The following is a 20,679-nucleotide window of genomic DNA, read 5'->3' as shown; positions in this document are numbered from 1 at the left end:
CTATGATTTTAACAGTCACAATGAACCCATCCATTGATATTTCCTATCCCTTGGATGAGTTAAAGATTGATACTGTCAATCGTGTGGTTGATGTAACCAAAACGGCTGGTGGTAAGGGACTCAATGTTACCCGAGTACTTTCAGAATTTGGGGATTCTGTTCTTGCTACTGGTTTAGTGGGTGGCAAACTTGGTGAGTTTTTGGTTGAACATATCGATGATCAAGTAAAGAAAGATTTCTTCTCAATTCAGGGAGAAACTCGGAATTGTATTGCTATTCTCCACGGTGACAATCAAACAGAAGTTCTTGAAAAAGGTCCTGAAGTATTGGAACAGGAAGGTCAAGACTTTTTGGAACATTTCAAAAAACTCTTAGAGTCAGTTAAAGTAGTAGCCATCTCAGGTAGTCTGCCGGCTGGCCTTCCAGTTGATTACTATGCGAGCTTGGTAGAACTTGCTAATCAAGCTGGCAAGCCTGTTGTTTTGGACTGCTCTGGTGCAGCACTTCAGGCGGTTCTTGAATCACCACATAAACCAACAGTCATCAAACCAAATAATGAGGAATTGTCCCAGCTTCTAGGAAGAGAAGTTTCTGAGGATTTGGATGAATTAAAAGAAGTCCTTCAAGAACCTTTGTTTGCAGGTATTGAATGGATTATGGTTTCACTCGGTGCCAACGGTGCTTTTGCCAAACATGGTGACACTTTCTACAAGGTAGATATTCCTAGAATTCAGGTAGTAAATCCTGTTGGCTCTGGAGATTCTACTGTAGCAGGAATTTCTTCAGGACTTCTTCACAAAGAATCGGATGCAGAATTACTCATCAAGGCAAATGTCCTTGGTATGCTCAATGCTCAAGAAAAAATGACTGGTCATGTCAACATGGCCAACTATCAAGCTCTATATGATCAATTAATAGTAAAAGAGGTATAAAATGGCTTTAACAGAACAAAAACGTGCACGCTTAGAAAAACTTTCTGATGAAAATGGTATCATCTCAGCTCTTGCATTTGACCAACGTGGTGCTTTGAAACGCCTCATGGCTCAACACCAAACAGAAGAACCAACAGTGGCTCAAATGGAAGAACTGAAAGTCTTGGTAGCAGATGAATTGACTAAATACGCTTCATCAATGCTTCTTGACCCTGAGTATGGACTTCCAGCAACTAAAGCTCTTGATGAAAAAGCTGGTCTTCTCCTTGCTTATGAAAAAACAGGTTATGACACAACAAGCACAAAACGCTTACCAGACTGCTTGGATGTTTGGTCTGCAAAACGTATTAAAGAAGAAGGTGCAGATGCAGTTAAATTCTTGCTTTATTATGATGTAGATAGCTCAGACGAACTTAACCAAGAAAAACAAGCTTACATCGAACGTATCGGTTCTGAATGTGTGGCTGAAGATATCCCATTCTTCCTTGAAATTCTTGCTTACGATGAAAAAATTGCTGATGCAGGTTCTGTAGAATACGCTAAAGTAAAACCACACAAAGTTATTGGTGCTATGAAAGTCTTCTCAGACCCACGCTTTAACATTGATGTCTTGAAAGTAGAAGTTCCTGTTAACATTAAATATGTTGAAGGCTTCGCTGAAGGTGAAGTAGTTTACACACGTGAAGAAGCAGCAGCCTTCTTCAAAGCACAAGATGAAGCAACTAACTTGCCATACATCTACTTGAGTGCTGGTGTATCAGCTAAACTCTTCCAAGATACTCTTGTATTTGCTCATGAATCAGGTGCAAACTTCAACGGAGTTCTTTGTGGCCGTGCAACATGGGCTGGATCAGTTGAAGCTTACATCAAAGATGGTGAAGCAGCAGCTCGCGAATGGCTTCGCACAACTGGTTTTGAAAACATTGACGAACTCAACAAAGTTCTTCAAACAACAGCGACTTCATGGAAAGAACGCGTGTAAGAAAGTCCTTCGAGGTTAGGAACATGAATCTAAAAATTTTCAAAAAAAGTTGTATGTAAAGGTTTACAAAATAACTTGCTTGTGATATACTTAAATCACAAGTTAATACAAGGTGAGTGTTACTAAGTAATATTAGGCATGATCACAGGTGAATTAGAAATCAGCTAATTTTCTAGTTCATTTGTGGTCATTTTTTATACTCATATACCTTTAATATATAAAAGGAGGTTGACATGTATCGAATTCTAAATCCAATGAATCACAATGTCTCGCTTGTCAGAAATGATAAAGGAGAAGAAGTGATTGTGATTGGTAAGGGGATTACATTTGGAAAGAAGAAAGGGGATTTGATTGCTGAAAATCAGGTTGAGAAAATCTTTCGGATGAAGACCGAAGAGTCCAGAGAAAACTTTATGGCTCTCCTCAAAGATGTTCCGCTTGATTTTATCACAGTGACCTATGAAATCATTGATAAGCTTTCCAAGAAATATCACTATCCGATTCAAGAGTATCTCTATGTAACCTTGACAGATCATATTTACTGTTCTTACCAAGCTCTAGCACAAGGAAGGTACAAGGATAGTAATCTGCCAGATATTTCCGCTAAGTATCCTGTCGCTTTTCAAATCGCAAATGAAGCATTTGGAATTTATCGTCAAAAACTAGCAGATCATTTTCCTGAAGACGAAATTATTCGAATTGCTTATCATTTCATCAATGCCGAAGGCGAGAATGAAGTAGAAGTAGTTAAGTCGATTGATAAGAGGAAAGAAATTCTCAGGAATGTTGAAGAAGTTTTAAAGGACTATGCAATTCAACGAACCAAAGAGAATACCCATTTCTATGATCGCTTTATGATTCATCTGAATTATTTCTTGGATTATTTAGACAGATCTAGAGATGATAACCAATCACTTCTTGATATGGAAGACCATATCAAGCAATCCTATCCAAAAGCCTTCGAGATTGGTTCCAAGATCTATGATGTGATTACGCAACATACGGGTCTTGATTTGTATAAAAGTGAACGAGTTTATCTAGTTCTACATATCCAACGTTTATTGTCATAAAAATTTATTTAAAATTATATAAGGAGAATTCTATCATGAATAGAGAAGAAGTAACATTGTTAGGTTTTGAAATCGTAGCCTATGCTGGCGATGCTCGTTCAAAACTATTGGAAGCTTTAAAGGCTGCTGAAGCTGGTGATTTTGCTAAAGCGGATATCTTAGTTGAGGAAGCTAGTAGCTGTATTGCAGAGGCTCACCACGCGCAAACAAGTCTATTGACTAAGGAAGCTTCAGGTGAGGACTTAGCTTATAGTGTAACCATGATGCATGGCCAAGACCACTTGATGACAACTATCTTGTTAAAAGATTTGATGCACCATTTAATCGAACTCTACAAGAGAGGAGTTAAATAATGAACAAACTAATTGCATTTATCGAGAAAGGAAAGCCTTTCTTTGAGAAACTATCTCGTAATATCTATCTTCGCGCTATTCGTGATGGTTTCATTGCAGGTATGCCTGTTATTCTCTTCTCAAGTATTTTTATCTTGATTGCCTTTGTACCAAACTCATGGGGCTTTAAATGGTCTGATGAAGTTGTAGCCTTTCTGATGAAACCTTACAGCTATTCAATGGGTATTTTAGCTCTCTTGGTAGCTGGTACAACAGCCAAGTCATTGACTGACTCAGTAAACCGTAGCATGGAGAAAACCAATCAAATCAACTATATGTCAACATTGTTGGCAGCAATTGTTGGTTTGTTGATGTTGGCAGCTGATCCTATCGAAAATGGTCTTGCTACTGGATTCTTGGGGACAAAAGGTTTGCTTTCAGCTTTCCTTGCTGCCTTTGTTACCGTAGCAATCTATAAGGTTTGTGTTAAGAACAACGTCACTATTCGTATGCCTGACGAAGTTCCACCAAATATCTCACAAGTCTTTAAAGATGTGATTCCATTCACTCTATCTGTTGTTTCTCTTTATGCTCTTGACTTATTAGCACGTCATTTTGTTGGTGCAAGTGTGGCAGAATCAATCGGTAAATTCTTTGCTCCATTATTCTCTGCAGCTGATGGCTATCTAGGTATCACCATTATATTTGGTGCCTTTGCCTTCTTCTGGTTTGTTGGTATCCATGGTCCATCTATCGTTGAACCAACAATCGCAGCTATTACCTATGCAAATGCCGAAGTCAACTTGAACCTTCTCCAACAAGGTATGCACGCTGACAAGATTCTTACTTCTGGTACACAAATGTTTATCGTTACCATGGGTGGTACTGGTGCGACACTGGTTGTTCCATTCATGTTCATGTGGTTGACAAAATCAAAACGTAACCGTGCAATCGGACGTGCTTCAGTAGTTCCAACTTTCTTTGGTGTAAATGAACCAATCTTGTTTGGTGCACCACTTGTATTGAACCCAATCTTCTTCATTCCATTTATTTTTGCTCCAATCGCAAACGTTTGGATCTTTAAATTCTTCATTGAAACTCTTGGAATGAATTCATTTACTGCTAATCTACCATGGACAACCCCAGCTCCACTAGGTCTAGTTCTTGGTACGAACTTCCAAGTTCTATCATTCATTCTTGCTGCTCTTCTAATCGTGGTTGACGTAGTCATTTACTACCCATTCCTTAAAGTATATGATGAACAAATTCTTGAAGAAGAGCGTTCAGGTAAATCTAATGATGAATTGAAAGAAAAAGTTGCTGCAAACTTCAACACTGCAAAAGCAGATGCTATTCTTGAAAAAGCAGGTGTAGAAGCAGCTCAAAATACCATCACTGAAGAAACAAATGTCCTCGTTCTCTGTGCAGGTGGAGGGACAAGTGGTCTCCTTGCAAATGCTTTGAACAAGGCAGCAGCAGAGTACAATGTTCCTGTGAAAGCAGCAGCAGGTGGCTATGGTGCTCACCGTGAAATGTTGCCAGAGTTTGATCTAGTTATTCTTGCCCCTCAAGTTGCTTCAAACTTTGAAGACATGAAAGCAGAAACCGATAAACTCGGTATTAAACTTGCCAAGACAGAAGGCGCTCAATACATCAAATTAACCCGTGATGGAAAAGGTGCTCTTGCATTCGTACAAGCTCAATTCGATTAACGATAGGGACTGTGAAACAGTCTCCTCTCGTTACGGAAATCGCTATGGCGAATTTCCTAATCGCCTTGTTAATTCGTCGGTAAAAAGATATCGTTTTTACCTCCTCATGTCACAATTCGGTTAACGATAGGGACTGTGAAATAGTCTCCTCTCGTTACGGAAATCGCTATGGCGAATTTCCTAATCGCCTTGTTAATTCGTCGGTAAAAAGATATTGTTTTTACCTTCTCATGTCACAATTCGGTGACTTAGTACAAGAAGTGAGATGGAGAATAAAGCCTCACTAGCCTCCTCTCCATCTTATTTCTTTTTTAATTAAAAGGAGAATTATATGTCAAAAACACTTCCAAAAGACTTTATTTTCGGTGGCGCAACAGCTGCTTATCAAGCAGAAGGTGCTACACATACTGATGGAAAAGGACCAGTTGCGTGGGATAAATATCTTGAAGATAACTACTGGTACACTGCAGAACCAGCTAGTGATTTTTACAATCGATACCCAGTTGACCTCAAGTTGGCAGAAGAGTATGGTGTCAATGGCATTCGAATTTCTATTGCCTGGTCACGTATTTTCCCGACTGGTTATGGTGAAGTAAATGCTAAAGGTGTTGAATTTTATCATAATCTATTTGCAGAGTGTCACAAACGTCACGTTGAGCCATTTGTAACTCTTCATCATTTTGACACGCCAGAAGCTCTTCACTCAAATGGCGACTTCTTAAATCGTGAAAATATTGAACACTTTGTAGACTACGCGGCTTTCTGTTTTGAAGAATTTCCAGAAGTAAATTATTGGACAACCTTTAATGAAATTGGGCCAATCGGTGATGGTCAATATTTAGTTGGTAAATTCCCTCCAGGTATCCAGTATGACCTTGCCAAAGTTTTCCAATCGCACCATAATATGATGGTATCTCATGCACGTGCGGTAAAATTGTATAAAGAGAAAGGCTATAAAGGGGAAATTGGTGTCGTGCACGCTCTCCCAACCAAGTACCCACTTGATCCTGAAAATCCTGCAGATGTTATTGCGGCAGAGTTGGAGGACATTATCCATAACAAATTTATCTTGGATGCAACTTATCTAGGTCGCTATTCATCTGAAACGATGGAAGGTGTCAACCATATCTTATCAGTCAATGGTGGTAGCTTGGATCTTCGTGAAGAAGATTTCACAGCATTAGAAGCAGCAAAAGACTTGAACGACTTCTTTGGAATCAATTACTATATGAGTGACTGGATGGAAGCATTTGATGGAGAAACTGAAATTATCCATAATGGTAAAGGTGAGAAAGGAAGCTCTAAATACCAAATCAAAGGTGTTGGTCGTCGTGTAGCTCCTGATTATGTGCCACGTACGGATTGGGATTGGATTATCTATCCTCAAGGTTTGTATGACCAAATCATGCGCGTGAAGAAAGATTATCCCAACTACAAGAAGATTTACATCACTGAAAATGGTCTCGGCTATAAAGATGAGTTCGTTGATAACACTGTTTACGATGATGGTCGTATTGATTATGTGAAACAACACTTAGAGGTCTTGTCTGATGCTATTGCAGATGGCGCTAATGTAAAAGGTTACTTCATTTGGTCATTGATGGACGTCTTCTCATGGTCAAACGGTTATGAAAAACGTTACGGTCTCTTCTATGTAGACTTTGAAACGCAAGAACGCTATCCTAAGAAATCAGCTCACTGGTACAAGAAAGTAGCGGAAACTCAAGTGATTGACTAGTAGAATGAGTCATTAGATATAGAATTCTAGTGAGGTGAAAAGATGTTCAAAGATTTTATCCAATCTATTTATGAAAAAGTTTATATTATAAATTTCTAAAAATGTTCTCAAATACCGTGTTTGACGAATGAAGAACTGAAAAGCCTTGGGAAATGGTATGTCTCGACCGGTAAAGAATGGATTTGTCATTCAGATTATGAGCTGGAAGAATTTAAAAATATCTTTTTAAATTTTATCAGTCCTGAAGAATGGGATACTATCTCCTTTGATTCAGATTTTATGCCGTTTCAACAATCGTAACCAATTTCCAAAAAAGTTTTAAATCTTATATCTAGTACTCTGCAAAACTCTTATCTAATCACGTTGCTTATACTCAATGAAAATCAAAGAGCAACTTTAAACTAGGAAGCGAGTCGCAGGTTTCTCAATGCCTAGCTTTGAGGTGGCAGATAAAGCAAATGGGCAAAAAGTCTTTGATACAGAAAAACGCATAATATCAGGTGTTGAAAAACCTTGATATTATGCGTTTTATTGTGGGAAGATTTACTTCTGAAATTGAGTTCTTACCCAGAATCTTTCAGTTGATTAAGGCTTGATGACTTTAGTAAGTTTAGATAGCTCAAAAAGGATTGAATCACTTAGTTTAGAATCTGAAACAATAGTATCAAGATTTGATACATTATAAAAAGTATAAAAATCAAACTTATTGAACTTACTATGATCTGCGAGTAAATATTTTTTATTAGAATTATTTAAAGCGATGCGTTGAGCCTCTCCCTCTTCCTCGCTAAAAGTAGCTAGAGCTCCGTTTTGAATACCATTACAGCTAACGAAAGCTTTAGAAAATTGGAGATTAGAGAGATTTTGTAGGGTCAATGTGCCAACAAAAGCACCTGTAATATCGCGATAATTTCCACCTATCAAAATCAAATCTGTTAATTTTCGTTCGCTTAAAATCAGAAAAACAGGTAGACTGTTGGTCACGACGCGGATATTGTCAATAGGCAACTCACGTGCAAAAAATTCTAATGTTGTTCCTGGTCCAATAAAAATAGTTTCTCTTTCTTCTACTAGACTGCCTGCAAAACGGGCTATTTCTTGTTTTTCTGCCGTTTGGAGGGCTTGTTTTTCAATATTTGATCGCTCATTAGTCAAAAGGGAGTTGGTTCGAAGTTTTTCAGCTCCACCATGCACACGAATCAGCAAGTCTTTATCAGCTAATTCCTGTAAATAGCGCCTTGCAGTCATATCTGAAACGGCTATTTCGTCCATAATCTGCTTAACCGTTATGGTTCCTTTACTATTTACTATCTCTAAAATTTTGGTTAATTTTTCTTGTTTGAGCATATTATCACCTCGTTTCCTACTACTATCTTACCATAAACTAGCTCATCATTCAAATACAAAAACAACAAAATAAAACAAAAACAAAAATATCGAGGTTTATTTTCAAAGCTTTCGATATTTTTATTAAGTTATTATTTTGTTGTTTCTAGTTTACTTTTTGATGGTTAAGAGTGGTAGAGTATTAGTCCAAACCGTAGTTGTAGTCATCATCTTGCATGGCTTCAACTTCGCCAAGAAGGTAACCATTTCCGACTTGAGAGAAGAAGTCGTGGTTGGAAGTTCCTGTTGAAATACCGTTCATAACGATTGGGTTGACATCATCAGCTGAATCTGGGAAGAGTGGATCTTGTCCCAGGTTCATGAGTGCCTTGTTAGCATTGTAGCGAAGGAAGGTTTTAACTTCTTCCGTCCAACCAACACCGTCATAAAGACTCTCTGTGTAGCCTTCTTCATTTTCATAAAGAGTATAGAGTAGGTCGTACATCCATTCTTTGAGTTTTTCTTGCTCTTCTTCAGGCAATTCATTGAAACCAAGTTGGAATTTGTAACCAATGTAGGTTCCGTGAACAGACTCGTCACGAATAATCAATTTGATGATTTCTGCAACGTTGGCTAGTTTGTTGTTACCAAGGTAGTAGAGGGGAGTGAAGAAACCTGAATAGAAGAGGAAGGTTTCGAGGAAGACACTGGCAACTTTCTTTTCAAGTGGGCTACCGTTTAGGTAGATTTCGTTGACAATCTCAGCCTTTTTTTGTAGGTAAGGATTGGTATTGGTCCATTCGAAAATTTCTTCAATCTCAGCCTTAGTATTTAAGGTAGAAAAGATTGATGAATAAGATTTAGCGTGAACAGATTCCATAAATTGGATGTTATTGAAAACAGCTTCCTCATGTGGTGTACGGATGTCTGCGCGAAGGGCTTGAACCCCAGTTTCAGATTGCATAGTGTCGAGAAGGGTTAAACCACCAAAGACTTTTCCAACCAAGTCTTTTTCTTTGTTAGATAGCTTTCTCCAGTCATCCAAGTCGTTTGACAAGGGAATACGTGTATCGAGCCAGAATTGCTCCGTCAGTTTTTCCCAGGTTGATTTGTCGATGACATCTTCGATGGCATTCCAGTTAATGGCTTTGTAGTAAGTTTCCATTTGAAATCTCTTTCTGTGTTTAGTATTGCGAACTCACAATTATTCTATTTTACCATAATTCTATAGGAGTATCGCACAAAAAGTCGGAAGCCCGACTTTTAAAATGTTACATAAATTATGTTATGACATAGTAGATTTGATTTTATCAGTGCTGCTTAGGGAAAAATAGTGTTTCTATGCTAGAAACTAAATCACACAACTTTCACACTGGTTGGCACCGACTTCTCCACCATCATCTGTAAAGGTACGGACGTAGTAGATAGACTTGATACCCTTGTTAAAGGCATAGTTACGAAGGATAGACAAGTCACGTGTCGTTTGTTTGTTTTCTTTCTTCCATTCGTAAAGACCTTTTGGAATGTCACTACGCATGAAGAGTGTGAGTGAAAGTCCTTGGTCCACGTGCTCAGTCGCAGCGGCGTAAACATCAATCACTTTACGCATATCCATGTCGTAAGCCGAAGTGTAGTAAGGAATGGTTTCTGTTGACAAGCCAGCAGCAGGATAGTAGATTTTACCAATTTTCTTTTCTTGACGTTCCTCGATCCGTTGCGTAATCGGGTGGATAGAAGCCGAGACGTCATTGATGTAACTGATCGAACCATTTGGAGCAACAGCTAGACGGTTTTGGTGGTAAAGACCATCTGCTTGAACCTTTTCGCGAAGTTCAGCCCAATCAGCAGCACTTGGGATAAAGACATCTTTGAAAAGTTCTTTAACACGGTCTGATTTTGGAAGGAATTCGCCAGTTACATACTTGTCAAAGTAGCTACCGTTAGCATAGTCTGATTTTTCAAAGTTGTGGAAGGTGATACCACGTTCACGCGCAATATTGTTTGACTCAACCAAGGTCCAGTAGTTCATAAGCATAAAGTAGATGCTTGTAAATTCAACAGACTCAGGTGAACCATATTCAATCAGTTGTTGGGCAAGGTAGCTATGAAGTCCCATGGCACCGAGACCAAAGGTGTGGGCTTGGCTATTCCCATGGTCAATCGTAGGTACAGCTACGATATGCGAACTATCTGTAACGAAAGTTAAAGCACGAACCATAGCACGGATAGAACGACCAAAGTCAGGTGAAGTCATCATGTTGACTACGTTCGTTGAACCAAGGTTACATGAAACGTCCGTTCCCATTTGAAGGAATTCTTGAGCATCGTTGATCAAGCTTGGTTCTTGGACTTGAAGGATCTCAGAACACAAGTTACTCATGATAATCTTACCATCAACAGGATTTGCACGGTTAGCCGTATCAATATTGACGACATAAGGGTAGCCAGACTCTTGTTGCAATTTAGAGATTTCAGTTTCCAAATCACGCGCCTTGATTTTTGTCTTGCGAATATTTGGATTTGCGACCAATTCATCGTATTTTTCAGTAATGTCGATGTAGTTGAATGGCACACCGTATTCTTTTTCTACAGAGTAAGGGCTGAAGAGATACATTTCTTCATTTTTACGCGCCAATTCGTAGAATTTATCTGGTACTACAACACCAAGTGAAAGGGTCTTAACACGAACTTTTTCATCGGCGTTTTCTTTCTTAGTTGAAAGGAAGGCGATAATATCTGGGTGGAAGACGTTGAGGTAGACAACACCGGCACCTTGACGTTGCCCCAATTGGTTGGAGTAAGAGAAACTGTCTTCGAAAAGCTTCATAACAGGAACGACACCTGAAGCAGCTCCTTCATAACCCTTGATAGGTGCACCAGCTTCACGAAGGTTGCTGAGGGTGATTCCCACACCACCACCAATACGTGAAAGTTGAAGAGCTGAGTTGATAGAACGTCCGATAGAGTTCATATCATCCGTCACTTGGATTAGGAAACAAGATACCAACTCCCCACGACGAGCACGTCCAGCATTCAAGAAGGAAGGAGTAGCAGGTTGGTAGCGTTGGTGGATGATTTCATTGGCAATATCGATTGCAACAGCTTCATTCCCATCAGCGAAATAAAGGGCGTTAAAGAAGACACGGTCTTCCATACTTTCAAGATAATATTCACCGTCGTTAGTCTTTAAGGCATATTGATTGTAAAATTTATAAGCTGCCATGAATGACTTGAATTGGAAGTTTTGGTCTTTGATAAATTGAGCCAATTCTTCCAAGAACTCTGGACGGTATTTCTTGATAAAGGCTGTTTCGATGTAGTTGTGTTCAATGAGGTAGTTGATTTTATCAGTAATTGAATCAAAAACCATAGTGTTTGGAACGACATTTTCTTTAAAGAAGGCATCCAAGGCTTCCTTATCTTTATGAAGCATGATTTGTCCATTAACAGGACGGTTGATTTCGTTATTGAGACGGAAGTAAGTCACGTCTTCAAGATGTTTTAATCCCATAAAATTTCCCTTATCTAATTACAAAAGAAAGGCCTCTAAGTTAGCCCTAGAAGCAGTTTCTTCTGGACGATGTACTAAGATTATGCTAATTGTTTCAGTTTTCCTGGTTGGAAACCTGAAAAGACTTCAGTTGGTGTTTGAATAATAGGAGCTGCGCTAAAACCGAGCTCTTTGACTTGATCGATGTACTCAGGCTGCTCATCAAGATTGATTTCTTTATATTCAACGTTATTACTGTCCAAGAAACGCTTGGTCATTTTACATTGGACACAATTGTTTTTAGAATAAACGGTTACCATTGTGTAACTCCTCTTCAAAATTTAATACTATCTTAGTATATCAGAAAATAAAATTTTGTCAATGATTTGAACTAAATATAGTGGTCTGCTTTTCTAGTCAAGCTCACAAAACACAATATATAGTGTTTGTTTTATAAAACAGCAATGATTATCCTATAAATTGTTTTGGAAGAAACTATATCCTGTGTTTGTTATCTAGGATAGAAGATTTTCAGCAAGTTATCTGAAAGGAAATTGAAGGAAAATCCAGAAAATGCTTGAAAAAAATCCTAGAAGATGGTATAATACCAAATTGTAAGGGTTATCACATATAACTCAAAAAAAGAAAGAACAAAAGGAGAGTCAAACTATGGCTTCTAAAGATTTCCACGTAGTGGCAGAAACAGGTATTCACGCACGTCCAGCAACATTGTTGGTGCAAACTGCTAGCAAATTTGCTTCAGATATCACTCTTGAGTACAAAGGTAAATCAGTTAACCTTAAATCAATTATGGGTGTTATGAGTCTTGGTGTTGGCCAAGGTGCTGACGTAACTATCTCAGCTGAAGGTGCAGATGCAGATGACGCTATCGCTGCAATCTCAGAAACAATGGAAAAAGAAGGATTGGCATAAGGGAAATGACAGAAATGCTTAAAGGAATCGCAGCATCTGACGGTGTTGCAGTTGCAAAAGCATATCTACTCGTTCAACCGGATTTGTCATTCGAGACTATTTCAGTCGAAGATACAAACGCAGAAGAGGCTCGTTTGGATGTTGCTCTTGAAGCTTCTCAAAACGAGCTTTCTCTTATCCGCGAGAAAGCTGTAGGTACGCTTGGTGAAGAAGCGGCTCAAGTTTTTGACGCTCATTTGATGGTTCTTTCTGACCCAGAATTGATTGGTCAGATTAAAGAAACAATTCGTGCTAAGAAAGTCAACGCAGAAGCAGGTCTTAAAGAAGTGACTGACATGTTCATCACGATCTTTGAAGGTATGGAAGACAACCCATACATGCAAGAACGTGCAGCGGATATCCGCGACGTGACAAAACGTGTATTGGCAAACCTTCTTGGTAAAAAATTGCCAAACCCAGCTTCTATCAATGAAGAAGTAATCGTCATTGCGCATGACTTGACACCATCTGATACAGCTCAATTGGACAAAAACTTTGTAAAAGCTTTTGTAACAAATATCGGTGGACGTACAAGCCACTCAGCTATCATGGCACGTACACTTGAAATTGCAGCTGTATTGGGAACAAATAACATCACTGAAGTAGTGAAAGACAGCGATATCCTTGCCGTTAACGGAATTACTGGTGAAGTGATTATCAACCCAACAGATGAACAAGCGGCAGAATTTAAAGCAGCTGGTGAAGTTTATGCTAAACAAAAAGCTGAATGGGCACTTTTGAAAGATGCTCAAACAGTGACTGCTGACGGTAAACACTTCGAGTTGGCTGCTAACATCGGTACTCCAAAAGACGTTGAAGGTGTTAACAACAACGGTGCAGAAGCTGTTGGACTTTACCGTACAGAGTTCTTGTATATGGATTCTCAAGACTTCCCAACAGAAGATGAGCAGTATGAAGCATACAAGGCTGTTCTTGAGGGAATGAATGGTAAACCAGTGGTTGTTCGTACAATGGATATTGGTGGAGATAAGGAACTTCCTTACTTCGATATGCCACACGAAATGAACCCATTCCTTGGATTCCGTGCCCTTCGTATCTCTATTTCTGAAACTGGAGATGCAATGTTCCGTACACAAATCCGTGCCCTTCTTCGTGCTTCTGTTCATGGTCAATTGCGTATCATGTTCCCAATGGTTGCCCTTTTGAAAGAATTCCGTGCAGCCAAAGCAGTTTATGAAGAAGAAAAAGCAAACCTTCTTGCTGAAGGTGTTGCAGTTGCGGATGACATCCAAGTTGGTATCATGATTGAAATCCCTGCAGCAGCAATGCTTGCAGACCAATTTGCAAAAGAAGTAGACTTCATGTCAATTGGAACAAATGACCTGATCCAATACTCAATGGCAGCAGACCGTATGAACGAGCAAGTTTCATACCTTTACCAACCATATAACCCATCAATCCTTCGCTTGATCAACAACGTTATCAAGGCAGCTCACGCTGAAGGTAAATGGGCTGGTATGTGTGGTGAGATGGCTGGCGATCAAAAAGCTGTTCCACTTCTTGTCGGAATGGGCTTGGATGAATTCTCTATGTCAGCAACATCAGTCCTTCGTACACGTAGCTTGATGAAGAAATTGGATACTGCTAAGATGGAAGAGTACGCAAACCGTGCCCTTACAGAGTGTTCAACAATGGAAGAAGTCCTTGAACTTCAAAAAGAATACGTTAACTTCGATTAATGTCATTAACCTTGTAACCTAGTTGCAAGGTTTTTTGATACATTCGGGAATAGTATAGTCTTGTAAAGTCCACTTTTCAATGATGAAGAGGCATGATATAATAGGAGAAGCAAATAGAATAAGAGAGAAATCATGTCTAAAGAAATTGATATTGAGTATTACCACCAGCTAGCCATGCAAAAGCAGAAGGAACACCGTAAAGTTTTAGCCAATCTAAAGAAAAAACCTCCTAAAAACCTAGACAAGATAGCCCAGCAGATTCACCAAGAAGTCTTTGAGGAAATTGATTGCACGGCCTGTGCCAATTGTTGTAAGACATTGGGACCGGACTTTAAAGAAGCGGATATTACACGAATCGCCAAGTATTTTAAGATGAAATTACCAGCTTTTGAAGCGGAGTTTCTGCAGGTAGATGAAGATGGTGATAAGGTTTTTAAATCCATGCCTTGTCCCTTTTTAGGAGGAGATAATCTCTGTTCCATCTATGAAGTTCGTCCAAAGGCATGCCGAGAGTTCCCCCATACGGACCGTAAAAAAATTCATCAAATCAACCATTTGACGATTAAGAATACTTTGACCTGTCCAGCAGCCTATCTCTTTGTTGAGAAATTAAAGGATAAGTTATAGAGATTTAAAGGATAAAAAATTTCTAATAATAACTAGAGATATGAAAGGAGTACTCCTGTGCATAGACCGAAAACAAAAGAGGAGCTAATGCTGGCCTCTAAGGAAAATTATGAAAAGCTTAACCTCTTCATCTCTCAATTAAGTGAAGATGAGCTACAGACTCCATTTGATTTTTCAAGAGACCTAAAGAAAAAAGAAGCTCACTGGAAAAGGGATAAAAATCTACGGGATGTCTTGATCCATCTTTATGAATGGCAGCAGTTACTTTTGACTTGGGTACATTCTAATCAAGAAGGTCACGAAAGACCTTTTCTCCCTGAACCTTATACTTGGAAAACTTATGGAGAAATGAATGTCGCTTTTTGGAAGAAGCACCAGAAAACCTCCTTAGAAGAAGCGACTAGACTCCAAGAACAATCACATAGGAAGGTTTTAGAGTTGATAGAAGTTTTTAGCAATGACGAACTCTTTACCAAAGGTGGCTATAAGTGGACCGGCGGAACAAGTCTAGGTTCCTACTTTGTTAGTAGCACGTCAAGCCACTATGATTGGGCTCTGAAAAAACTCAAAGCTCATCGGAAGAATTGTAAAGGATAGATGGACTATTTGAAATAGAAAGAATGAGTTCTTTTAAACGTAAGATAAAAGCAAAGGGCTATCAAGTGATGTAGCCCTTTTGAGTTATATAAGCAAATTACCATGCAAATGCTGTCGTTGGAGCATTGAGCGCTTCTAACCACTGTTTATTTTTTACGGGGCAAAGAGTTACGGATATACCTGCCATATCTAGACTGGTCATAAATGTTCCTGATTTTATAAAGGTAATAGTGACTCCTTCAATTTCTAAGAGTTGAAGGAGATCATTGATAAATATGCCCATTTCTAAGTTGCTGGTAGTGCCTAGATTATTTACAAGCAATATAAAATGATCACCCTTTTTCCAATGATAGTGCAATCTTAATTTACTTATAATTTCATTTGCAAGGATTTCCGATGATTGGAATGGGACGATACGATAACCTTCTTCGCCATGTATCCCAATACCATAAGAAATATTTCCTTCTTCCAAGTTAAATAGTGGAAGGGTGGCTTGGGGGAGACTAGCAGATTTCGTTGCAAAGCCAATTGTTGCGATTTCGGGAGCAAGCTGATGACCTAAATCAGTTAGTTGCTCGATGTCGGCACCATTCTGAGCTGCATATCCTAGAACTTTATGAAGTAAAATAGTCCCTGCAAGCCCTCTTCCTCTAATTTGAAATCTATTGTGAGGTTCAATTGAAATATCGTCGTGTGCTAGACTATAGCCAACTTTAATTCCTTCTTTTCTAGCAGTGTTAATGGCCGAGCTAAATTCTTTGATGTCTGCTTCGAAATTTTTTACAATGATGAAGACACCGTGACCATTGTTTAAAAAACGAATGGACTCTAAGATTTCAGTTCTTGTAGGAGGAGTAAATAATTGGCCATAGATAGCAGCGGTAAGCATTCCTTCTCCCACATATCCAATATGCGCAGGTTCGTGACCGGAACCTCCACCCGACAATATTGGAACCTGATGAGGATTGCGATTTTTTTGATAGATTAATGGTAAGGTAGGATGTTTTTCTAATTCAGGATGACTGCTGACAGTTGCCGAAATGTAACTTGAAATAATTTTCTGTTTATGATTTGAAATAAATGTCATTGTGGTCTCTTTCCAATAATTGTCATGATTAGAAAGTCTGGTTGTGGAACTGGACTTTTTTTATTGACGTAAGCCTTCACGATTTCTGCTAGAGCATGTGAATGATAGTCTAACAAAAAACAAGTATAAGCAGATGAATCGATATCAATCTGACCGTATTCTCTTAAAATTTTTGATACAAGCAAGCGACAGTAGCTGATAAAGTGGTCATAGAAGTTATTTTGTCCTTGAATATCAAACAGTTGAATATAAAAGTCACGCTCTTGTTCGAAATAAAAAAATAATTCTTGTAATAGTTTTTGGCCCGAAATAAAATCCAAGTTATTGGTGATATACTCGGTTAAGTCATTTTCAAATATCCAGTCTAGCAGTTCATATTTGTCAAGAAAGTGATTATAAAAGGTCTGTCTACGAATGCCAGCTGATTCCATGATATCTACAATGGAGATTTTGTCAAATTCTCTAGTAGCTAATAGGTCTCTAAATGCCTTGGCAATCCGTTTTTTTGTAATAAATGATGATGCCATAGGAAACCTTTCTTTTACTTACTTCATTTTACCAAAAAAATGTTTTAAACGGGTTTAAAAGGGGACAAATAATAGAATCTGTCCCTTATCATCCAGCGATAAAAAATATATAATGAAAGCGAAAACAAAGGTACATGCCGAAAGGAGTTTCTCATGAAAAAAATTATAAATGAACCGACACAAGTTGTTGATGAAATGTTGCAGGGATTGTCATTCATGCATGATGACTTGGTAGAACGCTTAGATGGTTTTGATGTCATCGTTAGAAAGGCAGAAAAGACAGGAAAAGTTGGACTCATTTCAGGTGGAGGTTCAGGACATGAACCAAGTCATGCTGGATTTGTAGGAGATGGAATGTTGTCTGCTGCCATTTGTGGAGCAGTCTTCACTTCACCTACTCCGGACCAAATTTTAGAAGCCATTAAGGCGGCTGATGAAGGTGCTGGAGTTTTCATGGTCATCAAGAACTATTCTGGTGACATTATGAACTTTGAAATTGCACAAGAACTTGCCGAAATGGAAGGCATTGATGTAGCAAGCGTTGTGGTTGATGATGATATCGCTGTTGAAAATAGTCTCTATACCCAAGGGCGTCGAGGTGTTGCAGGTACTATATTAGTCCATAAAATTTTGGGTGCTGCAGCTCGTTCTGGTAAATCATTAGCTGAAATGAAGGACTTGGCCGATAAACTTGTCTTAGAAATTAAAACAATTGGGCTAGCCTTGTCTGGAGCAACCGTTCCTGAAGTTGGGAAACCAGGTTTTGTTCTAGAAGATGATGAATTTGAATATGGAGTTGGTATTCACGGTGAGCCAGGATATAAGAAAGAGAAAATGCAACCTTCAGCACAATTGGCCTCAGAGCTGGTTGAAAAATTATCTGAAGGTTTCCAACTTAAGGCTGGTGAACGCTATGGCCTTCTCATCAATGGTTTAGGAAGCACTCCTCTTATGGAGCAATACGTATTTGCAAATGATGTGGCTAAATTACTCCATGAAAAAGGTGTTGAGTTGGCGTTTAAGAAAATTGGAAACTATATGACATCAATTGATATGGCTGGCTTGTCATTAACATTGATTCGATTGGCAGATGATGAGTGGTTGGATGCTCTAAATGCACCTGTTACTACCCCAGCTTGGTAAAACTCAAGGAGGAAATGTCGCATGAATGCTGAACAAGCTCTTGAATGGATGAAGCTTTTTAATGAAAAGATTCAGGAACAGAAAGATTACCTTAGTGAGCTAGACACTCCTATAGGAGATGGAGATCACGGTGGAAATATGGCGCGTGGAATGGCTGCAGTTATGGAAAACTTAGAAGGAAAGCAATTTGAGACCAGCAGTGATGTTTTTAAGCTTGTCTCAATGCAACTACTGAGTAAGGTAGGCGGTGCTTCTGGTCCCTTGTATGGCTCTGCTTTTATGGGAATGTCCAAGGCTGATTCTAATTCGAAATTAGAAGAAATCTTACAAAGTGGTCTGGATATGATTGTCAAACGTGGGAAAGCAGAAGTTGGAGAAAAGACAATGGTTGACGTTTGGACTCCTGTTATTGTTGCCTTGTCTGATGGCCAATTGACTCAAGAGGTTATTGATAAGGTAGTGAATGCTACCAAAGATTTACTTGCAACTAAAGGAAGGGCATCTTATGTAGGAGAACGTTCTATTGGACATATTGATCCTGGATCATTCTCATCAGGATTACTCTTTAGTGCTCTTTTAGAAACTGGGGTGGTTTAATGGGAAGTATTGGTCTTGTTATCGTTTCACATTCCAAAAATATTGCACAAGGTGTTGTTGAACTGATTAGTGAAGTTGCTAAAGATGTTCCGATTACTTATGTAGGAGGAAACGAAGATGGAGGAATTGGAACTAGTTTTGATCAAGTAGATAGGGTTGTTTCCGAAAATCCAGCAGATACTTTACTTGCCTTTTTTGACCTAGGCTCTGCTAAAATGAACTTAGAAATGGTGGCTGATTTCAGTGATAAAAGTATCGTCATCAACAGGGTTCCAATTGTAGAAGGTGCCTATACTGCAGCTGCTCTTCTTCAGGCTGGAGCAGAACTGTCAGTTATTCAAACACAGTTGGCGGAGATTGAAATCAATAAATAAGGAAACTTACTATAACTCTTTTTATAGGTGGGTTATTGATTATCTAAACTATCAATTTTCAGTAGATAATTTCAAAATCAGAAAGGGATTGCTTTAGGCAGTTCCTTTTTAATGTAAAAGGAGTAAAGATATAGTGTTTCTAAATTATTAATCATTCAAAACTAATTGTGATAGGACTCTTCTAGCTTTAGAATTCTTCAAAAATTTAGATTTAAAGCAATCAATGGCTTAGAATAGTACAAAAACATTTAGTTTATAGGAATTCTAGGTCTAGAATTACATGGATATTTATGAAAATAGAGCATTCGATAGTTAGGATTGTTCTATTCTGAAAGATTTGGGCTGTCAATCTTCTAGAATAGTAGTTTGCCAATGAATTTTGTTGAAAGATTCCTTGTTTTATGGTAGTCTAAAGTAAAAGAAAGCCTTATCATTATATTTGTATCTTTAATCTGACTTGGTTTAGGTCTAGAAGAAGGATAGATCTTTTTGGGATTTTTAATAACAATTATATTTTCACTTGCAAAAAATGTATTTCAACTTTACCTAATGTAGAAGAAGGAAATATCATAAAATGCTTATGACTTGTTTGAAATAGAATGTAAACTAAAAATGGATTCCCTTTACATATTAGGAGTAGGTAGATGAGTAATCTAGAGTCAATTCGTAAAGCGCATATCATCGTGTGGGGTGCCTATCTATTTTTATCATTAAGGGCGCCGCTAATTAGCAGCACAGAGTATTTCTTGCTTATTTTTTTAGCGTTTCTCTATTCAATAGTATCGTTACCTATATACTCTGTGAAGAATAAAATAGTATCCATTTGTCTGGCTATAAACTCAATTCTGTTAATGAGTTTCCCGATTTTAATCAATAAATATTTCCCAGGAAAGGTTTCTACTTATATCGTATTAATCAGTATTTTTATCCTGGAGTTCTTAATCTTTAATATAATTGGTAAAGATTTTGATACTAGATTAGCTAGCGAGTATAGGAAAATCAGTCAGTTTAAAAGTAAGATGTCTCAATCCCCTTGGATAAAATATTTAGAGATTTCTAGTTTTATATTAACTATATTTCCATTTATTCTTCATGATACAGTTGCTAATCGTGTATTGGCTCTTATCTTTTTGATAAAAATTTGTGTAGATACTACGATAAAGATTCTATTAAACAGAATCTTTAATTCAAGTGAGATGATGAAAAGGAGGATATTTTCTCTTTTTGTACTAGATTTGATTGTCTATTTATTTTTAGGCTATGTTTTAGTAATGCAAAAAGATGGATACCTATTTTCAATTCTACTAATTTTTTCTAATTTCTCACTTCCCTTTATCAGAGAAAAAAAGTATGAATTATTTAAAAATAAGAAATGAGATAAATATGGTTAAATCTTAGTTCTCTTTAAAATCAAATCAGGTAGAGAAAGGACATCTTATCTAGGTAACAAAGTGCTTTAAACGCAGTCGACGA

General features: G+C 38.1%; 20 protein-coding genes and 1 pseudogene. 15 read left to right on the top strand and 6 right to left on the bottom strand.

Annotated elements, in window-relative coordinates; all coding sequences use genetic code 11:
• Positions 1–2 precede the first annotated feature (2 nt).
• From HT714_RS06600 to HT714_RS06570, 7 genes and pseudogenes are all read left to right on the top strand, one after another.
• The gene (locus tag HT714_RS06600) at positions 3–932 is read left to right on the top strand and encodes a tagatose-6-phosphate kinase (RefSeq protein WP_173227030.1); all 930 of its coding nucleotides are present in this window, start codon (positions 3–5) and stop codon (positions 930–932) included.
• Position 933: 1 nt separating this feature from the next.
• The gene (gene lacD, locus HT714_RS06595; protein ID WP_001229114.1) at positions 934–1,914 is read left to right on the top strand and encodes a tagatose-bisphosphate aldolase; all 981 of its coding nucleotides are present in this window, start codon (positions 934–936) and stop codon (positions 1,912–1,914) included.
• A gap of 233 nt (positions 1,915–2,147) precedes the next feature.
• Positions 2,148–2,984: a transcription antiterminator gene (locus HT714_RS06590; protein WP_173227032.1), complete on the top strand. Its 837-nt coding sequence runs from the start codon at positions 2,148–2,150 to the stop codon at positions 2,982–2,984.
• A 35-nt stretch (positions 2,985–3,019) separates the two neighbouring features.
• Positions 3,020–3,337 (top strand): PTS lactose/cellobiose transporter subunit IIA, encoded by a 318-nt coding sequence (locus HT714_RS06585; RefSeq protein WP_173227034.1) that lies wholly within the window; start codon positions 3,020–3,022, stop codon positions 3,335–3,337.
• Positions 3,337–5,028, top strand: coding sequence for a lactose-specific PTS transporter subunit EIIC (locus HT714_RS06580; RefSeq protein ID WP_173227036.1), 1,692 nt, complete (start codon positions 3,337–3,339; stop codon positions 5,026–5,028). The genes HT714_RS06585 and HT714_RS06580 overlap by 1 nt, the downstream gene beginning before the upstream one ends.
• Positions 5,029–5,359: 331 nt before the next feature.
• Positions 5,360–6,766 (top strand): 6-phospho-beta-galactosidase, encoded by a 1,407-nt coding sequence (gene lacG / locus HT714_RS06575; RefSeq protein WP_173227038.1) that lies wholly within the window; start codon positions 5,360–5,362, stop codon positions 6,764–6,766.
• Positions 6,767–6,808: 42 nt separating this feature from the next.
• Positions 6,809–7,066: pseudogene (locus HT714_RS06570) on the top strand (DUF3884 family protein).
• Between the two features lie 285 nt (positions 7,067–7,351).
• Here the strand turns inward: HT714_RS06570 and HT714_RS06565 are convergent.
• The 4 genes from HT714_RS06565 to nrdH all read right to left on the bottom strand — a co-directional run bounded on the left by HT714_RS06565 (position 7,352) and on the right by nrdH (position 11,902).
• Entirely contained in the window at positions 7,352–8,113 is a 762-nt protein-coding gene (locus tag HT714_RS06565; protein WP_000917603.1) for a DeoR/GlpR family DNA-binding transcription regulator, read from the bottom strand.
• 181 nt (positions 8,114–8,294) lie between these two features.
• A complete protein-coding gene (gene nrdF, locus HT714_RS06560; RefSeq protein ID WP_000451364.1) occupies positions 8,295–9,257 on the bottom strand; it encodes a class 1b ribonucleoside-diphosphate reductase subunit beta in 963 nt (320 codons plus the stop codon).
• Positions 9,258–9,443: 186 nt separating this feature from the next.
• Positions 9,444–11,603 (bottom strand): class 1b ribonucleoside-diphosphate reductase subunit alpha, encoded by a 2,160-nt coding sequence (nrdE, locus tag HT714_RS06555; RefSeq protein WP_173227043.1) that lies wholly within the window; start codon positions 11,601–11,603, stop codon positions 9,444–9,446.
• 80 nt (positions 11,604–11,683) lie between these two features.
• Positions 11,684–11,902, bottom strand: a complete 219-nt coding sequence (gene nrdH / locus HT714_RS06550) for a glutaredoxin-like protein NrdH (protein ID WP_000259242.1) — start codon at positions 11,900–11,902, stop codon at positions 11,684–11,686.
• A 349-nt stretch (positions 11,903–12,251) separates the two neighbouring features.
• On the opposite strand from nrdH, the gene HT714_RS06545 reads away from it, so the two are divergent.
• The 4 genes from HT714_RS06545 to HT714_RS06530 all read left to right on the top strand — a co-directional run bounded on the left by HT714_RS06545 (position 12,252) and on the right by HT714_RS06530 (position 15,478).
• Positions 12,252–12,515 carry a phosphocarrier protein HPr gene (locus HT714_RS06545; protein ID WP_000146947.1) on the top strand — a complete coding sequence of 88 codons (264 nt, stop codon included), beginning with the start codon at positions 12,252–12,254 and terminating at the stop codon, positions 12,513–12,515.
• A gap of 5 nt (positions 12,516–12,520) precedes the next feature.
• Positions 12,521–14,254, top strand: coding sequence for a phosphoenolpyruvate--protein phosphotransferase (gene ptsP, locus HT714_RS06540; RefSeq protein ID WP_173227045.1), 1,734 nt, complete (start codon positions 12,521–12,523; stop codon positions 14,252–14,254).
• A 132-nt stretch (positions 14,255–14,386) separates the two neighbouring features.
• Positions 14,387–14,881 carry a YkgJ family cysteine cluster protein gene (locus tag HT714_RS06535; RefSeq protein WP_049546639.1) on the top strand — a complete coding sequence of 165 codons (495 nt, stop codon included), beginning with the start codon at positions 14,387–14,389 and terminating at the stop codon, positions 14,879–14,881.
• A gap of 57 nt (positions 14,882–14,938) precedes the next feature.
• Positions 14,939–15,478 carry a ClbS/DfsB family four-helix bundle protein gene (locus HT714_RS06530; RefSeq protein WP_084946567.1) on the top strand — a complete coding sequence of 180 codons (540 nt, stop codon included), beginning with the start codon at positions 14,939–14,941 and terminating at the stop codon, positions 15,476–15,478.
• A gap of 97 nt (positions 15,479–15,575) precedes the next feature.
• On the opposite strand, the gene dhaQ is transcribed toward HT714_RS06530, so the two are convergent.
• Both dhaQ and dhaS read right to left on the bottom strand, forming a co-directional pair.
• Complete coding sequence (gene dhaQ / locus HT714_RS06525) at positions 15,576–16,565, bottom strand: DhaKLM operon coactivator DhaQ (RefSeq protein ID WP_173227047.1); 990 nt, start codon at positions 16,563–16,565, stop codon at positions 15,576–15,578.
• On the bottom strand, positions 16,562–17,092 hold the full coding sequence (gene dhaS / locus HT714_RS06520; protein WP_004254485.1) for a dihydroxyacetone kinase transcriptional activator DhaS: 531 nt from the start codon (positions 17,090–17,092) through the stop codon (positions 16,562–16,564). Before dhaS ends, dhaQ begins: the two co-directional genes overlap by 4 nt.
• 153 nt (positions 17,093–17,245) lie before the next feature.
• On the opposite strand from dhaS, the gene dhaK reads away from it, so the two are divergent.
• From dhaK to HT714_RS06500, 4 genes are all read left to right on the top strand, one after another.
• Positions 17,246–18,235, top strand: coding sequence for a dihydroxyacetone kinase subunit DhaK (dhaK, locus tag HT714_RS06515; RefSeq protein ID WP_050242717.1), 990 nt, complete (start codon positions 17,246–17,248; stop codon positions 18,233–18,235).
• A 21-nt stretch (positions 18,236–18,256) separates the two neighbouring features.
• Entirely contained in the window at positions 18,257–18,832 is a 576-nt protein-coding gene (gene dhaL, locus HT714_RS06510) for a dihydroxyacetone kinase subunit DhaL (RefSeq protein ID WP_173251682.1), read from the top strand.
• On the top strand, positions 18,832–19,206 hold the full coding sequence (dhaM, locus tag HT714_RS06505) for a dihydroxyacetone kinase phosphoryl donor subunit DhaM (RefSeq protein ID WP_173251680.1): 375 nt from the start codon (positions 18,832–18,834) through the stop codon (positions 19,204–19,206). The genes dhaL and dhaM overlap by 1 nt, the downstream gene beginning before the upstream one ends.
• A 644-nt stretch (positions 19,207–19,850) precedes the next feature.
• On the top strand, positions 19,851–20,582 hold the full coding sequence (locus tag HT714_RS06500; RefSeq protein ID WP_166731704.1) for a hypothetical protein: 732 nt from the start codon (positions 19,851–19,853) through the stop codon (positions 20,580–20,582).
• The last annotated feature ends 97 nt before the right edge of the window (positions 20,583–20,679 follow it).

This window comes from Streptococcus sp. 3705, assembly GCF_013277145.1.
Lineage (GTDB): Bacteria > Bacillota > Bacilli > Lactobacillales > Streptococcaceae > Streptococcus.
Note: the sequence above shows the minus strand (reverse complement) of the source record. Positions and strands in the feature narration are given on the sequence as shown.

Bases quoted from the DNA above. Each gene is read 5' to 3' on its own strand.
- HT714_RS06535 (WP_049546639.1), top strand. From the start codon at position 14,387: ATGTCTAAAGAAATTGATATTGAGTATTACCACCAGCTAGCCATGCAA.
- dhaQ (WP_173227047.1), bottom strand. From the start codon at position 16,565: ATGACATTTATTTCAAATCATAAACAGAAAATTATTTCAAGTTACATT.
- nrdF (WP_000451364.1), bottom strand. From the start codon at position 9,257: ATGGAAACTTACTACAAAGCCATTAACTGGAATGCCATCGAAGATGTC.
- ptsP (WP_173227045.1), top strand. From the start codon at position 12,521: ATGACAGAAATGCTTAAAGGAATCGCAGCATCTGACGGTGTTGCAGTT.
- dhaS (WP_004254485.1), bottom strand. From the start codon at position 17,092: ATGGCATCATCATTTATTACAAAAAAACGGATTGCCAAGGCATTTAGA.
- nrdH (WP_000259242.1), bottom strand. From the start codon at position 11,902: ATGGTAACCGTTTATTCTAAAAACAATTGTGTCCAATGTAAAATGACC.
- lacG (WP_173227038.1), top strand. From the start codon at position 5,360: ATGTCAAAAACACTTCCAAAAGACTTTATTTTCGGTGGCGCAACAGCT.
- lacD (WP_001229114.1), top strand. From the start codon at position 934: ATGGCTTTAACAGAACAAAAACGTGCACGCTTAGAAAAACTTTCTGAT.
- HT714_RS06545 (WP_000146947.1), top strand. From the start codon at position 12,252: ATGGCTTCTAAAGATTTCCACGTAGTGGCAGAAACAGGTATTCACGCA.
- nrdE (WP_173227043.1), bottom strand. From the start codon at position 11,603: ATGGGATTAAAACATCTTGAAGACGTGACTTACTTCCGTCTCAATAAC.
- dhaL (WP_173251682.1), top strand. From the start codon at position 18,257: ATGAATGCTGAACAAGCTCTTGAATGGATGAAGCTTTTTAATGAAAAG.
- HT714_RS06565 (WP_000917603.1), bottom strand. From the start codon at position 8,113: ATGCTCAAACAAGAAAAATTAACCAAAATTTTAGAGATAGTAAATAGT.
- HT714_RS06580 (WP_173227036.1), top strand. From the start codon at position 3,337: ATGAACAAACTAATTGCATTTATCGAGAAAGGAAAGCCTTTCTTTGAG.
- HT714_RS06585 (WP_173227034.1), top strand. From the start codon at position 3,020: ATGAATAGAGAAGAAGTAACATTGTTAGGTTTTGAAATCGTAGCCTAT.
- dhaK (WP_050242717.1), top strand. From the start codon at position 17,246: ATGAAAAAAATTATAAATGAACCGACACAAGTTGTTGATGAAATGTTG.
- HT714_RS06500 (WP_166731704.1), top strand. From the start codon at position 19,851: ATGAGTAATCTAGAGTCAATTCGTAAAGCGCATATCATCGTGTGGGGT.
- HT714_RS06590 (WP_173227032.1), top strand. From the start codon at position 2,148: ATGTATCGAATTCTAAATCCAATGAATCACAATGTCTCGCTTGTCAGA.
- HT714_RS06600 (WP_173227030.1), top strand. From the start codon at position 3: ATGATTTTAACAGTCACAATGAACCCATCCATTGATATTTCCTATCCC.
- dhaM (WP_173251680.1), top strand. From the start codon at position 18,832: ATGGGAAGTATTGGTCTTGTTATCGTTTCACATTCCAAAAATATTGCA.